The sequence below is a fragment of the Ignavibacteriales bacterium genome, from assembly GCA_016214905.1.
Taxonomy (GTDB): Bacteria; Bacteroidota; Ignavibacteria; order UBA10030; family SZUA-254; genus PNNN01.
The window spans coordinates 1-15,395 of the sequence record JACRMQ010000006.1; the positions used below are offsets into that span (position 1 = coordinate 1).

Annotated in this window: 10 protein-coding genes and 1 tRNA gene; 8 read left to right on the forward strand and 3 right to left on the reverse strand. The window is 39.9% G+C overall.

The genetic code is table 11. The annotated features are described in order from the left end of the window. From HZB59_03790 to HZB59_03805, 4 genes are all read left to right on the forward strand, one after another. Window positions 1-1,387, forward strand: a 1,387-nt coding sequence (locus HZB59_03790; GenBank protein MBI5020536.1) for a T9SS type A sorting domain-containing protein, incomplete at its 5' end; no start/stop codon positions are given. Between the two features lie 29 nt (window positions 1,388-1,416). Continuing rightward, window positions 1,417-4,989: a T9SS type A sorting domain-containing protein gene (locus HZB59_03795; GenBank protein ID MBI5020537.1), complete on the forward strand. Its 3,573-nt coding sequence runs from the start codon at window positions 1,417-1,419 to the stop codon at window positions 4,987-4,989. 42 nt (window positions 4,990-5,031) lie between these two features. Continuing rightward, window positions 5,032-7,749, forward strand: coding sequence for a hypothetical protein (locus tag HZB59_03800; GenBank protein ID MBI5020538.1), 2,718 nt, complete (start codon window positions 5,032-5,034; stop codon window positions 7,747-7,749). A 455-nt stretch (window positions 7,750-8,204) separates the two neighbouring features. Continuing rightward, a complete protein-coding gene (locus tag HZB59_03805; GenBank protein MBI5020539.1) occupies window positions 8,205-8,363 on the forward strand; it encodes a T9SS type A sorting domain-containing protein in 159 nt (52 codons plus the stop codon). A gap of 239 nt (window positions 8,364-8,602) precedes the next feature. On the opposite strand, the gene HZB59_03810 is transcribed toward HZB59_03805, so the two are convergent. The 3 genes from HZB59_03810 to HZB59_03820 all read right to left on the reverse strand — a co-directional run bounded on the left by HZB59_03810 (window position 8,603) and on the right by HZB59_03820 (window position 9,590). Beyond that, window positions 8,603-8,675: transfer RNA gene (locus HZB59_03810), tRNA-Gln, on the reverse strand. Window positions 8,676-9,164: 489 nt separating this feature from the next. Next, window positions 9,165-9,359 carry a hypothetical protein gene (locus HZB59_03815; GenBank protein MBI5020540.1) on the reverse strand — a complete coding sequence of 65 codons (195 nt, stop codon included), beginning with the start codon at window positions 9,357-9,359 and terminating at the stop codon, window positions 9,165-9,167. A gap of 90 nt (window positions 9,360-9,449) precedes the next feature. Continuing rightward, window positions 9,450-9,590: a hypothetical protein gene (locus HZB59_03820; GenBank protein ID MBI5020541.1), complete on the reverse strand. Its 141-nt coding sequence runs from the start codon at window positions 9,588-9,590 to the stop codon at window positions 9,450-9,452. A gap of 484 nt (window positions 9,591-10,074) precedes the next feature. Here HZB59_03820 and HZB59_03825 point away from each other — a divergent pair, with 484 nt between their 5' ends. The 4 genes from HZB59_03825 to HZB59_03840 are packed head-to-tail and all read left to right on the forward strand — an operon-like array spanning window position 10,075 to window position 15,351. After that, entirely contained in the window at window positions 10,075-12,015 is a 1,941-nt protein-coding gene (locus tag HZB59_03825) for a tetratricopeptide repeat protein (GenBank protein ID MBI5020542.1), read from the forward strand. Between the two features lie 4 nt (window positions 12,016-12,019). Next, on the forward strand, window positions 12,020-12,370 hold the full coding sequence (locus tag HZB59_03830; protein ID MBI5020543.1) for a nucleotide pyrophosphohydrolase: 351 nt from the start codon (window positions 12,020-12,022) through the stop codon (window positions 12,368-12,370). Then, window positions 12,371-13,462, forward strand: a complete 1,092-nt coding sequence (locus HZB59_03835) for a hypothetical protein (protein ID MBI5020544.1) — start codon at window positions 12,371-12,373, stop codon at window positions 13,460-13,462. Beyond that, a complete protein-coding gene (locus tag HZB59_03840; GenBank protein MBI5020545.1) occupies window positions 13,459-15,351 on the forward strand; it encodes a DUF2075 domain-containing protein in 1,893 nt (630 codons plus the stop codon). Before HZB59_03835 ends, HZB59_03840 begins: the two co-directional genes overlap by 4 nt. Window positions 15,352-15,395: the final 44 nt, after the last annotated feature.

The window sequence follows — 15,395 nt, forward strand, 5'->3', positions numbered from 1 at the left end:
GTTCATTGGAGTTGGCGGATCGGTGTTTGCCGCATCGGACGCTCAAGATGGCGGTGTGCTTGTTTCCAATGACAACGGTGATACCTGGACAAAAGCCAATAATGGGATACCATACTGTTTTGCATATTGTTTTGTAGCGAACGGTCCGATACTATTTGTAGGGACTGGACAAGGAGGGGTATTTCTTTCGACTGATGTTGGTGCATCATGGATTCACTCCGGTGTTGAATGGAATTTTGTAATGCAATTTGCGAGTAAGCCAAATGGTCTGTTGTTTGCATTAACTACAGGAGCGGGGTATGGTCTCTACGCTACCCAAAATAAAGGTGACTATTGGAGTGGTAGGCCATTAGCTTCCGCATGGAACCCAATGTCGATTGCGATAAGTGGTGACGAAATCTTTGCCAGCTCTGGGCTTTACGGTGGGATGTTCCGTTCCATCGATGATGGAATGACCTGGACCGAGGCTGGTTTACCAGGCAAATATGTTTTGAACATCACCGTGAAATCCTTTGGGCTCGGTGCGACTAAAATGTTTGCCGGTACAAATGGGCAGGGAGCATTTCTTTCTGTAGATAATGGAACGAGTTGGAATCCGATCAACACGGGGTTAACCAGCAATTATGTTCGCACATTCCTCATCAGTGATTCAGGGATCTTCGCGGGAACCGGTGACGGGGTATTTCGTTCAACGGACGATGGAACAAGCTGGAACCCAGCCGGACTTACAGGTAACAACATCTCGGGGTTGGCAATGGTAGGGACCGATCTCTTTGCCTGGCCTCGTATGTCGGCAGCGTACCGATCAACCGATCAAGGTAGTAGTTGGACACCGGTGATGGACAACAGCACACCGGTGCGCATCACCGGCATTGTTGCTACGCCAAATGGTGGTGGTGACAATAACATTATCGCGAGCACTTGGGGAAACGGTATTGTATTGTCCACAGACAATGGTACTACGTGGACCAGGACCGACACCGGGCTTGCCACACAATTGTCCATGGCAATTACGCTGGTCGGATCAGATCTCTATGCCGGAAGTTGGGGACAGGGTGTGTGGCGAAGACCTTTGGCTGAAGTGACAACCTCTGTGAAAGAAATCCTTGAAAGCGAAATTCCAAAAGCGGTTGCCCTAGAACAAAATTATCCCAATCCATTTAATCCGGTAACAACCATCCGTTATCAGTTACCTGTTAATAGTCGTGTAACACTAAAAGTGTTTGATGTGCTTGGCAGAGAAGTAGCAACGCTTGCAGACGAAGTTGAAGAAGCAGGTTACAAGTCGGTGACGTTCAATGCAAGCATATTATCGAGTGGAGTTTATTATTATCGTTTATCGGCTGGAAGTTATATTGAAACGAAGAAATTATTACTGCTTAGATAATAAAGCAACTACAATTAGCAGAGGTTACCATGAAATATTTTTGCATATTTTTTCTTCTGGTGCTTATCACCCGTGTAACGAACGCCCAATGGACGTTCAACCCAAACGTAAACACTGCCATCTGCCAAGCTACAGGCAATCAATTAGCCCCTCATATCGTTACCGATGGCGCAGGCGGAGCGATCATCGCTTGGTGGGATAATCGCGGAACAAGCACTGATATCTACGCTCAGCGCATCGATGCTTCCGGGCATGTGCGGTGGACAACAAACGGTGTTACTATTGTAACTGCGGGAGGCAATCAAAATGCTCTCGTAATTGTTAGTGACGGTTTAGGCGGCGCTATTATTGCATGGCAGGATAACCGCAATGGCACAGATTGGGATATTTATTCTCAACGCATTAATGCCTTAGGTCAGACACTATGGACAACGAATGGTCTTGCCATTTCGACTGCTGGAAGCAATCAAGCGAATCCCGCGATTGTTTCGGATGGCGCGGGCAGCGCTATCATTACATGGGAAGATAATCGCAGCGGCACGAATTGGGATATCTACGCCCAACGGATCAAATCTTATGGTGTAGTGCATTGGACGACAAATGGAGTTCCCATTTGCACTGTGGCAAACGATCAAACAGATCCGACAATCATAAGCGATAGTTCTGACGGTGCAATCATTTCGTGGAGTGACTTTCGCAATGGAACCGAAAATGATATCTACGCTCAGCGCATCGATGCCTCTGCTGTTGTGCGATGGACAGCCGACGGTGTACCAATTTCTACTGCGTTGAGAAGTCAAAATTGGCCCGAGTTGATAAGTGATGGTTCTGGTGGGGCAATCATCACCTGGTTTGAACAGAGTACCGTCGAGGATGGTGATATCTATGCCCAGCGGATAAACAACTCCGGTATAGCGCAATGGGCAACCAATGGTGTGGCGATCTCCACCGCAACAAATAATCAACAATCTCCTGTGATCGTCAATGACGGTGCAAGTGGAGCGATCATCACGTGGGCTGACTATCGCAGCGGCACGCACTGGGATGTTTATACCCAAAGAATCAATGCTTCGGGATTGGTACAATGGACTACCGATGGTGTTGCAATTTCAACCGGAGATTTCAATAAAGGAATTCCCGGTATTGCAAGTGATGATTCTGGAGGAGCGATCATTGCGTGGGATGACTACCGCGATAGCATCAACGGGAACATCTACGCGCAGCGTATCGATGCTTCTGGCATCGTGCGATGGGCTTCCGGTGGTACAGTGGTTACAACGGCGCCAAACACGCAAGCTTACAATAGTATTGTATCCGACGGCTCACATGGAGCAATTATCACATGGGCGGATCTTCGTAACGGTACAGATTGGAATATTTATGCTAATAAGATTGGGAAACCGAGTCTTAGTGTCACCCGACCGACGACTACCGATGTATGGAGACCGGGTGATCAGGATACGATACGATGGTTTGCTGCCGATACTATTCATTGGGTTCGCATCGATTACAGTTTAGACAACGGACATACAGTTTATCCTATCGAAGCCGTCTATCCAGCCGACTCAATGAAGTATGTTTGGACGGTACCCGATTCATTGTCACGAAAGTGCAGGATTATTCTCACCGACTTCACCGATGCCTCGCTGAATGATACCAGCGGTGTTTTTAAGATTAAAGGATACATTCTTACACGCTTAAGTCCCAGTGGAGATTATGTCCCTTATAACAGATTCACAGACGTGTGGGGTTTTTCTAACAACGAGGCGGACATGTGGCCTGCGACGTGGTATAACCGCTTTAATTACAGAAGTATGGATCCTTACACAGGTATTCAATATTCACAGTGGCAAGGCGGGGGTATTTTCAGTAGAGCCGCTTCATCACGCTTTCCTAATTGGGAAACTTGGGTTAAAGCATTTACTCCGGGCGTATGTTATTTGAGTACGTCGCTCGGAATATACTCACCACCTTTGCTTGCCAAATGGACAAGTCGCGCAAAGGTAGTGTGGAATGGTTCGTGCTTTGGAATCGCCGGTACAAACGCCCTCGCATTTCGGCACAAAGACCAGTTTGTTCAGAAGTTTGAGAATTTTCCTGCATTCACTGATCCCATCGATGTTTTATCGGATACAAATGTAATCAAAGCAGTAACTGAAATATTTACTCATCAATTTGGCAGACTTTCACAGCAGAATGACATCGCTTGTTACAATATCAAAACGCCAACACAAACGTTGAATGATCTCAAGCAAATGCTCGGTGCGGACGATGCACCAATTAGGACAATCAGTCTTATAAATAACGGCATAGGTGGTGGAGGACATACAATATTGCCATATAAGGTTGAAAGAACTGCAAGCGATTCACCCATGTGGAACATCTACGTCTACGATAACAGTTATCCAGATGTACTGAGTGCGATCATTCAAATTGACACCTCCATGAATTCCCACAATGGAGTGTGGGGAGCGATGTATGGATGGAGCGGCTGGGGTGGAACAAAAAATTTCTATCTGGAAATACCATCGGAGAATTACCTTGGCATCGCCACTCCCAGTACATCTCCGAGTTCTAGCTCGCCATTCAAATTAAATAGTACAAATCTTGAAGTCATGAATACACCGGATGCCTCGATTATGATTTATGATCGAAATGGAAAGATGACAGGTTTTGATAACAATCAGGTAGTCACTGACGTTCTCGGATCTACGCCTTTCATATTGAAGAATGGGACGAAAACCCCGCCATACGGTTACGCACTTCCAGCGGATCGATATGTGGTTTACCTTGACAGCTTCAAAACATCTCAGTCACGAATCTTTTTTTCCTCAGGGAATCGAACGTACGGTTTCGAACGATCGGATGCTGACTCATCGCAAACAGATTTCGTTTATTTTGATACGCTCATGAACACTTCTTCCGGATTACAAATTTCAAATCCAGATTTGTACAACAAATCAATAACACTCACAAATATAATCGATGAGACTTCGGTGGTGAAGGCATATACAGTCGATTCTCTCGAATTAACAGGCGGCGCGATGTTTCAGATGGAGAATCAAGATGTGGACAAACTTCGTTTAACGAATAGCTCATCAGAGGGGCACTACAATTTACGGTTAGAATATGCGACGGCAACGCAACTCCAGCAATTTGAACGAGACAATATACAGATGCCCGCCAACGCAGTACATATTATTGAACCAAACTGGAGCGCATTGAAGGACAGTTTGCTTATTATACTGGTTGATGTTGATAACGATGGAACAATCGATGACACACTGCATCTCCAGAATATACTGACTGACGCACGCGACCACGGTTCATTGATACCGACTGATTACAAATTGTATCAATGCTATCCCAATCCATTTAATCCGGTAACTACCATCAGTTATCAATTACCTGTTAATAGTCATGTTACACTAAAAGTGTTTGATGCGCTCGGCAGGGAAGTGGTAACGCTGGTCGATGCGGTTGAGACTTCAGGATGCAAGTCGGTGACATTCGATGCAAGCAAGTTAGCGAGCGGAGTTTATTATTATAGTTTAAGTGCTGGCGTATATGTTGAAACAAAAAAACTTTTATTAGTGAAATAACGCGCCATGAACATGAATAAACTAACAATCACAAAGGTAGTTATGAAATTATTTAGGCTTTCAATCCTCATGTTGCTCTTTGCATTTGTAACCTTGACGTATGCACAAATTCCGCGTACGCTTTCTTACCAGGGTGTACTGACTGACAGTTTGGGTAATCCTAAACCAGATAATTCCTACAACATCACGTTCCGGTTGTATGATGTGATGAACGGTGGGATCGTGCTCTGGTCGGAGACCAAGTCGCTTCAGGTAAAACGTGGACTCTTTTCTACAATACTTGGAGATCAACAACCGATGGATGACTCGCTCACGTTCGATCATCCGTACTGGCTCAGTCTGCAAGTGGGAACTGAAGTAGAACTCTCACCGCGTATTCCGCTAACTGCGGTCGGGTATAGTCTGTATTCGATCAAATCCGATACAGCAAAGTTTGCAATAACTGCACCCCAACAAGTGTTTGTTGACAGTGCTCGTGTGGTTGAAACAATTCCAAACAACATCGTTACGACGGCAAAGATTGTCAATGGAACGATTAAGAGGGAAGATCTAGAGATAGGGTTTGTTGCACCTAAAGCAGACACTGCATCGTATGCACTTTCAACGCCACAAACATCTTTTGTTGATAGTGCGAGGATATCGTCAACGGTTCCCAATAGTTCGATTACGAGTCAGAAAATTCTCGATGGAACAATACAGCAAGGTGATGTAGTACCAACATTCACAGCTCCTTACGCTGACACTGCCGCGTATGCACGTGTTGCACCACAGAGCGGTTTTGTCGATAGTGCGAGAATCGCTGGCACGATTCCAGATAACAGTGTTACAGGTGCAAAGATAGCAAATGGTACAATTCAGTTTGGCAAGATTGCACAAAACGGTGCGACCACCGGACAAGTAATGAAATGGAATGGTGTATTGTGGTCTGCGGCGAATGATTCGGTTGGGACAGTAGGAACAAGTAGCCAGTGGATAACAAACGGTTCGAATATATACTACAACAACGGAAATGTCGGCATTGGAACCTCGGCACCATTAGCAAGATTGCATGTAAAGGGTGCGAATTTCCCAAATTCGTTTGGTTATTTTGATACCGACAGTAATGGTCAGGATGCCGGACTTCGGTTCTACGAAGCAGGGGTTTTGAAGTCGCATCTGTTTCATGGTGCGGGTGCAAATACCCTCAATCTTTTTGGGAGCAGCTTTGCGGGGATATCCGTTGACTCAATCGGCAATGTCGGCATTGGGACTACGACACCCAATGCACCACTGAGTTTTCCAGCATGGACAGGGAAAAAAATCACACTCTTTCCCGGTATATATGGCGATGCAGGTTTTGGTGTATTCGGAAGCGAACTTCGAATCAATTCGGATTATTCCGGTGCCGACATAACCTTTGGATACGACGATAGAACGTCCGGCTTTACAGAACGTATGCGTATCAAAGGAAATGGAAATGTAGGGATAGGCACCACTATGCCCGATGCACCGCTTGGTTTTCCACCGGTGTTAGGCAAAAAAATCACGCTCTATCCTGGCGCAACTGGTGATGTCGGTTTTGGAGTCGCAGGAAACCGTTTACAGATTTATTCTGATAATTCCAATGCAGATGTTGCTTTAGGTTATGATTCTGCTGGTATGTTTACCGAACGATTCGCAGTAAAAGCAAACGGGGCTTTCGCGGTGAATGGAAATACTGGAACGGCTGGACAGGTACTCCAATCGAATGGAAACAGTTCGGCAGCACAATGGCAAACACTCGGCAGCAATCCGTGGCAGCTTAATGGATCGGATGTTTATTACAATGGAGGAAGAGTCGGTATTGGCGCCATCCCTTCAATAGCAGATGGTGTATTGGATGTTGGCGGACGGATGCGCATTCGAAGTGGTGGCAACCTCGCAACCTCAGCGGGATTATGGCTGAACAATGTGGATAATACCTCGTTGAGTGCATTCGTTGGAATGGAGAATGATTCCAGCGTTGGATTCTACGGGTATAATGGAGCAGGATGGTCGTTCGGGGTGAACACCAGAACGGGTGATATCAAAATGTTCGGAAAACTTGGTATCGGCACAACGACACCGAATGCACCACTGGGTTTTCCACCGACACTAGGAAAGAAGATAACATTGTATCCAGGTCCAAGCGGTGATCATGGCATTGGCGTAGCCGGAAACCGAATGCAAATCTATGCCGACAATCCTAATGCCGATGTTGCTATCGGGTATGATGCCGCTGGTACGTTCAATGAACGATTCGCAGTTAAACCCAACAGTGCATTAGCAGTAAACGGAAATACAGGTACTTCTGGGCAGGTGCTTACATCCGAGGGATCAAGCTCACCAGCCCATTGGGAAACACTAGGTAACATTATTCAAACGTTTTGCAACAACACTTCGCAACGCTCTCCCACTATGACAAATAACACAGCGTTCGTTTTCAATAATCATTTATATTCATTCACTGTCGCAAGAAATTCACGACTGGTAATAACATTCAACTGTTCTGTCTGGAGCTTATGGTGTGCTGCCTGCGGGTTCTCAAATGATCGGTTCATCCTGCGCATCAATGGAGCGGATGTATACATCTTCGGTTATTTCAACACGGCGAATGGACTCATTTCCACTACAGCCATTGCCAATTTCATGTATGACATTGGGCCCGGGACATACACACTAGATCTCAAACTGGACCACGGAACAGGAACGGATGTCTGGGGCTATGTTAATACAAGTTCTATAATGATCCTTCCCATGTAAGAGCAATGATGTTTTGGTGAAGAGGAACTTTGATAAACAAATTAAAAATCAGGCGACATCATGAATAAAAAATTTTCTTTTAAAAATACACGGCAAGCAGATAAATTCCAATTTCTTTGCTTATTGGCGGTAATAAATTATTCTCATTCTCAAAACAGCCAAGTTACTTGGTCGTCATTCAATATGAGCTTTGCCGAATCAAAAACATCTAACATTTTCGTGAAATCAGTTATAGGGCAGAGTTTTGTGGGGGAATCCCAACAACCAAACACGAAAATTGTTTGTGGATTATTGGCTATTACTTTGTTCATAGGTATAATAATTTGGTGAAAGATGTTGATCAACTTCCAATACCGTATTCACTTACACAAAATTATCCTAATCCCTTCAATCCAAGCACAACGATACATTTCGAGATCCCAAAATAATCACATATCATTCTCAAAGCGTATAATATGCTTGGACAAGAAGTAATAACAGTGTTGGATGAAAACAGGATTGCAGGTAGACACAATGTGAGAGTAGATGGCTCATCTCTGTCCAGTGGCATATATTTCTACCGGCTTCAAACAAAAGATTTTATTGATACGAAAAAACTTTTATTGATGAAGTAATATAAACCATAATGTCTCAGAGCGGAAGCGGAAAACCCTGATCAGCGATGATAGGGGTTTTGTTTTTCTGGTCCTAAATGGCTTATTACCAAGAGATTCAAAAATTTCCAAACTAAGGACGAATATGAATTACTAACTTTCCGGCTAATAAATAGAGTAGGATCTATACAACTCAAGTGAGATAATGTTACAGAAGTTTTTTTGAACAACTAAGGGCAGTGGAAACTGCCCTTTGTAAGCTGCCCGGCTAGGAGTCGAACCTAGACTTCCTTGATCCAGAGTCAAGTGTGTTGCCAATTACACCACCGGGCAATAATGAAAACCTCAAATACTTGCAAAATTCGGTATCTACACTGGATTGAAAACGAACCAAAATTGCAAATAATCTTTAAATCTTAGATTCCATTCAACACTTTTTTCAACACTTAATTTGCTGCTAAACGGAACGTCCTTACTCGCCATTCACCCACATCCGAAGGTCGCAACACGAGGGAGGACATTTGTAATTCGTATCATTTATGATGTTTTGAATAATTCTGTTGCGTCCTAAATATACATAACCTAAAACTTTTTTACAAACAGATGAAACGCCTCAGCGGGATGTACGCTGAGGCTAATCTCCAACCTGAATCCTTTCAGGCTATTGTAAGCAAGATATCGATGCCTTAATTCGGAATCTTTCTGCGCACAACTTCGTTATAATATATGGACGTCCCGTTCGGTGTGTGCCTGGTTCTCTCCCCAGAAATCACGGCCCTCCCACGTGATTTCACTGCCAGGCACACACACTTTTATTTATGCTTACATATCTTTGGGTGGTTCTATCTTGTCAGACCATTCGCCATTATCAAGAATATTTTGAGTTAAGTTGAAACCACCACCCGCCATTAGATATTGTCCCTTGAAATTTATCAATACAATCATTGGTTCATCACCGGGAAATCCTTTGAACCAATAGTAACCTGGTGCTGTAGGTTTTTGTTTTGTCCATGCCATAAACTCATCTCCTTTTGATTATGTTAATATATTAAATTTATTTACCATAACTCACGATTTTTAAATTACCTCCTTTGAGGAGTAGGTAAGCTATCCATAGGCAGAGATCGTCTGGAAATCGGCTGCTGAGAGGAGGTTTTTTAACAAGGAATTGATTTTAGCGGGGTGGCTGGCAATGCCAACATTGAACTTGCTGGCTTTGCCGTTGTTGATATGTAGATTGTGTGACATATTATGTCCTTTAAATTGTGATTGATAACGTTATAACGTTCTTATATCGTTTTGCTCAATCTCTTTTTCTGGAATAAGAAGTAAAGGAAATGATAGATGAACCAACAAACAATTCAAACGCGGTATTACGGCTACTTTTTTTTATGGATTTTAGATCGGATTCTATGGATTTCATGATGGTATGTGTTTTGGCGACACATACGCTGTTTTTGTTCAAACAACTTTCCCTTATATACAAATTGTAATAAAATTTGTTTTTCTTAGGCAGTTTTGTACAGATGTGAAAAAGCCCAACCGATGAATTGGCTGGGCTCTACAACGGGAAACGATTCACGCCGAAATTTAACCAAAAGCTTTTTGAAAATCAAGTTTTTGATACCATATCTTTAAATGTCTTTGCATTGTTGAAATTGGCGACTTGCAAAGTGAAATATTCCTAAATAATTCGTACATTCATAAAATTATTAATTTTAGCACATATAAGATGACAATAATAGTATCACTTAAAGACATAGTAATTGACCCAAATAAGGATATTGACCTTACTGGCATGTCTGAGGAAAAAGCAATTGAATTGATTCAAAAATCTTATGGCTTCTTATCGAGCGCAATCAATGTAAAAATAATTGATGGTAAAGCGGTTATCAATTTTCCTGATGAACAAAAACACAAAGTCGATAAAGCTTTAGAGATAAATAGAGAAGCTGTTAGCAATGCAGAGAAGGGTAAATACAAAAGAGCGATTCAGTTATTTCAGCAAGTCTTGGAAGTATTGCCTAACCATATAGAAGCCCGCAGAAATCTTGGTATGGCACATATGGAAATTGGACAATACGACGAAGCCAAAAATTATCTGATTGACGTTTTAAGAATAGAGCCAAAAGATACATGGTCTTATTTGCTTTTGGGGAATATATATTCAAAACATGAACATGATTTAAAAACTGCTGAAAAATTTTATCTTAAGACCTATGAGCTTAATCCCAAAGATTCATACATGCTAAACAACTATGCGGCTCTATTGTTGGAATTAGAAAAATTTAATGAAGCTGAAAATCTTTTCACGGAAGCATTATCTATTAATCCCAAATACCCAAATTCATATTACGGATTAGCCCTCTCATACTCAAGTCAAGGGCGAATAGAATTAGCCCTTGCTACTCTGAATGACCTATTTAAGAATGCATCGGGTGAAGATTTAAGGAGTGTGCCAGTATATCAAAACGCACGAGAGCTTTATTTTGAATTAAATGTAAAGATTGCAAATAAAAATCTGAGTATGATAACAAGTTTTATTGAGGACAGAAAGATTAATCTTGAAACATTAGGTAATCACCCAATAAAGATGATTGAAGATAATAATCTTGAAAATGTTACGGCTCGTACTCAAATGGCGTGGAAACATAACCGTGATTATCATGAAATCAAGTTCAAAAAAATAGAACGTCTGATTATTCCACACATTTTGGCACACGAAATGGAACATATATCTCTGGAGCATGAAGCGAGAAAAATTGGAAGAAATCGAATTTTTATGTCAACCTCAGAGAATAGAAAAATAGCAATTAATTCTATTGGTGACCATGTTTATAAATTAAAGTCTATGGGGTTTTCAGAAAACAGTATAACCGACACGACTTTGAAATTGGTTCATGGATTGACTAACCAATTATTCAATATACCGCTTGATATGGTCATTGAAAAAAGATTATTCCAAGAATTTGATGTTTTACGACCAAGTCAATTCATTTCACTCTTTAATTTTGCTGAACAAAATCTGAATGTTTTCACGAATGCTGATATAAAACGATTAACACCTGAATTAATTTACAGAGCTAATATTACTATGAATGTTGCTTATGCGCTTTGCATTGATTCTTTATATCAGGGTCGTACCAATTATTCTTTACCATATAAGAATTCAAATTATTATAGTAACGGGGAAAAATTATTTCAGCTCTGGTTGGATACAGAAAATAATTACCGACACGGTGATGAATATCTATTGGTTGATAAATTTGCTAGAGTATTAAAACTACAAGATTGGTATAGCATTGATATTGATGAGGCGGAAGAAATTGTAGGAGAAGGTGCAACAAATCCAGAGTTATTAAAACAAAAAGAACCCGCAACTGTAATGTATTTATTATCTGCAATGAAACGGTTTGAGAAAATGCATAAAGATGATATTTACAAAGTTGCTGGAGAAATTGCATTATTAGGACGAACGGGAATTGATTATACAAAATCAAATAAACGATATTCACTTCAGTCTATACCAGAAGAGCAATTTACTGGTTTGCAATTATTAGCAATGATGTATGTTGGTTTTCAAAACATTGACCCATCTCTAAATGTCGGACTTGACTTTAAGGATGCGTATCAAACAGCGTTGAAACTTTATTCTAAATCAGAAGAAGAATAATCAAATGGAAAAGAGTATTGCCAAAAAATCAGACGTTGATATTATTACTGAATGGTTGATAACATTTAGAGATGAACGTAACTGGAAGCAATTTCACAATTCAAAAGACCTTGCATTAGCCATTTCAATAGAAGCTGCCGAACTCAATGAATTATTCCTTTGGAAAAATTCCGATGAAGTCAACGAGAAAAAATTGAAAATGGAATTAGCGGATGTGTTAATTTATTCTTTGCTACTTGCATCAAAACACAATCTTGATATAAAGGAAATAATCAAAGAAAAATTGGAAGATAATTCAAAAAAATATCCAGTTGATAAGTCAAAAGGAACAGCAAAAAAATACAATGAGTTATAAATGGAATTGAGTTCTCAAAGCGATATCAAAAGAATATTTCGAGTGACAGGCACTCCGGAAAATTTCCTGACTGCTTTGAGATATAAGGTTTGGGGTTTCAATAACAAGCTTGATTGGGAAAAACAAGAACCAGGGGATATAATATTTTTCCACAGCCAGGGTAAATCGGTTTTTAAGTCTCACCCAATGTCTTGTATAGTTGGTTTTGGGGTAGTTGGAAATAATTTTTTCACTGATAATACACCTCTATGGATTGATGAAAAGATAGATGATAAGTCATATCCTTTCAAATTTTCTTTTTCCGAAATTTATCTTTTTTCCGATATTCCAATTAATGACGATTGGGACTCAACGACCCTAAAGAAAAAGGATATTACTCTAAAGATTATCGAAAAGTTGATTGAGAATGGAATTCCTTTAGCAGACCTGCAGCGTTTTCCTCATATGGGTAGTTATTCAAGCATTAAAAATGCAGATACAATTAGCCAACTTCTAAAAGCAAACCGTGAATATTCTTTTTATTTTGGAGAAAACGAAGAAAACATTATCACAAAATCAACATCTCTTACTGAGTTCGCTGATGAAAATGAATCATTGAGATACGCTACTTCGCTTTCTGTTTTTGATGACATAAAAAGAAAAGTAATCAGAGGCGGTTCTTCTTCAAAGAAGATGAATTTCGATTTGCTTTCGAGGGCAGAACAAGCGCATTTCGATATTGTATCATATTTAAGATTGTTCTTTAGGAACAAGGGTTATAAAGTATTTAACAATAATCATGTTGATATCTTCGCCCATGATTCAAAAACTTCCGTTTTGATAGAAGCCAAAAGCGTTGAAAATAAAAATTTTAAATCACAATCAAGAAAAGGCATTATTCAGCTTTACGAATACAGTTATTTTGAAATTGCAAAATATAAAACAAAGAACAACTTAAAATTTAATAATGATTTTAAAGTGTTAGCCACTTCAAAGAAACCAGATGATTCGGAATACATCAAATTCATAAACTCTTTGGGCATTCAAACGACCGCGGTAATTAACAGTCAAATAATTTCATATGGCCATTCAATTGACTTGCATAATTTATGAGACTTTACTCCGGATCCTCTGAGCAATATATTCAAGATACGATGCAAAATCAGATTGCAGAAAAATTGAAAACCTCTTTTTTCAATCATTACAGATTTTATCCTTCTGATAGTGAAATCAATTCTTGGAAATCTTCACTTCGTGCAGTAAAAGATATTTTCCAAATGGGAAATCTATATGAGCAAGGTATAATACTTGAATACCAATTGCCCATGACTTCTAAAAGACTTGATTGCCTAATTTGTGGCAGGGACAAAACAAATGACGACAACGCTGTGATAATTGAATTGAAGCAATGGAATAAATGCGACGAAGCAAGTGGTGATAACGAAGTCTCAACATACGTTGGAGGCGCTGTGAGAGAAGTGCTACATCCATCAGCACAAGTCGGTCAATATAAAATGTATTTAGAAGATAGCCATACTGCGTTTTATGAATTGCCTAACCCAATAAAATTGAATGCATGTAGTTATCTACATAATTACAATTATTATAAAGAGGATGTTATTTTTGATAATAAATATTCAAAAATACTAAAGTTATATCCGCTTTTCACTGGAGATGATACTAAATTGTTCAAGGATTATTTAGTTGAAAAACTTGAACAAGGTGGTGGTTTAGAAGTACTTGACCGAATTGAAAAGAGCAGGTATCGGGCAAGTAAAAAATTGATGGAGCATGTGTCAGAAGTAATTAAGGGTAAGTCAGAATATATTTTGCTGGATTCTCAGAAAGTCGTGTATGACAAAGTACTCTCAATTGCAAAAGATGGTTTCCATGATAAACAAAAAGTTGTTCTAGTCGTAAAAGGCGGCGCGGGAACAGGAAAATCTGTAATTGCATTAAATCTAATGGCAGACCTTCTACAAAAAGGGTACAACACACACTATGCAACTGGCTCAAAAGCTTTTACCAATACTTTGTGGGATATAATCGGCAAGAGAGGTGCTGCTCAATTCAAATATTTCAACAGTTATATAGATGCTAAGTCAAATGAAATTGATGTGCTAATTTGTGATGAATCCCATCGTGTAAGGGAGACAAGTAATTCCCAATTTACTAAGGCTAACAAGAGGTCGGATTTATACCAGATTGAAGAAATAATTCGTTCATCAAAAGTAATCGTGTTTTTTATTGATGATAATCAAGTTGTGCGTCCAAAGGAAGTTGGCTCTGTGGAATACATCAAAGATTTTGCAGAGAAATATAAATGCAAAATATTTGAATATGAACTTGAACACCAATTTAGATGTAACGGTTCGGATGCATTCATTAACTGGATAAATAATACTTTAGAAATAAAACGCACAGCGAATGTTCTATGGGACAGCAAGGATGAATTTGATTTTAAAATTTTTGATGATGTAAGTGAATTAGAAAAAGTAATTGTTGAAAAAGCTAATAATAATGTTACTGCTAGAATGACTGCGGGCTTTTGCTGGAAATGGTCAGACCCAAATGAGATTGGAGGCTTGACTAACGATGTCCGCGTTGGGTCATTTGAAAGACCTTGGAATGCAAAACCACGTGACCAAAGAAAAGAAAATAAGTATGTAAAATTATTAGATGGAGTTCCTGAAGCTCCACTATGGAATATTAATCCCAAAGGAGTAGACCAAATTGGTTGTATCTACACTGCTCAAGGATTTGAATTTGATTATGTTGGGGTGATTATTGGCAAAGACTTAATTTATAACTTTGATAAACAAAGTTGGGAAGGTCACGCTGAAGAATCACATGATACTATCGTTAGACGTTCAGGTAATAAATTTTTAGATTTAATTAAAAGTTCTTACTACGTTCTACTTACACGTGGAATGAAGGGTTGCTATGTGTATTTTATGGATAAAGATACTGAGAAATTTTTTAAGAGTAGAATGGAAAAATAACTATTACTAAAAATTGGACATAGTTAAAATATTCCTAATTAATT

What these genes read in the sequence shown, in the direction of transcription:
- HZB59_03830 (MBI5020543.1), top strand. Translation starts at nt 12,020, where the DNA reads ATGGAAAAGAGTATTGCCAAAAAATCAGACGTTGATATTATTACTGAA.
- HZB59_03795 (MBI5020537.1), top strand. Translation starts at nt 1,417, where the DNA reads ATGAAATATTTTTGCATATTTTTTCTTCTGGTGCTTATCACCCGTGTA.
- HZB59_03815 (MBI5020540.1), bottom strand. Translation starts at nt 9,359, where the DNA reads ATGGCATGGACAAAACAAAAACCTACAGCACCAGGTTACTATTGGTTC.
- HZB59_03805 (MBI5020539.1), top strand. Translation starts at nt 8,205, where the DNA reads ATGCTTGGACAAGAAGTAATAACAGTGTTGGATGAAAACAGGATTGCA.
- HZB59_03840 (MBI5020545.1), top strand. Translation starts at nt 13,459, where the DNA reads ATGAGACTTTACTCCGGATCCTCTGAGCAATATATTCAAGATACGATG.
- HZB59_03800 (MBI5020538.1), top strand. Translation starts at nt 5,032, where the DNA reads ATGAAATTATTTAGGCTTTCAATCCTCATGTTGCTCTTTGCATTTGTA.
- HZB59_03820 (MBI5020541.1), bottom strand. Translation starts at nt 9,590, where the DNA reads ATGTCACACAATCTACATATCAACAACGGCAAAGCCAGCAAGTTCAAT.
- HZB59_03835 (MBI5020544.1), top strand. Translation starts at nt 12,371, where the DNA reads ATGGAATTGAGTTCTCAAAGCGATATCAAAAGAATATTTCGAGTGACA.
- HZB59_03825 (MBI5020542.1), top strand. Translation starts at nt 10,075, where the DNA reads ATGACAATAATAGTATCACTTAAAGACATAGTAATTGACCCAAATAAG.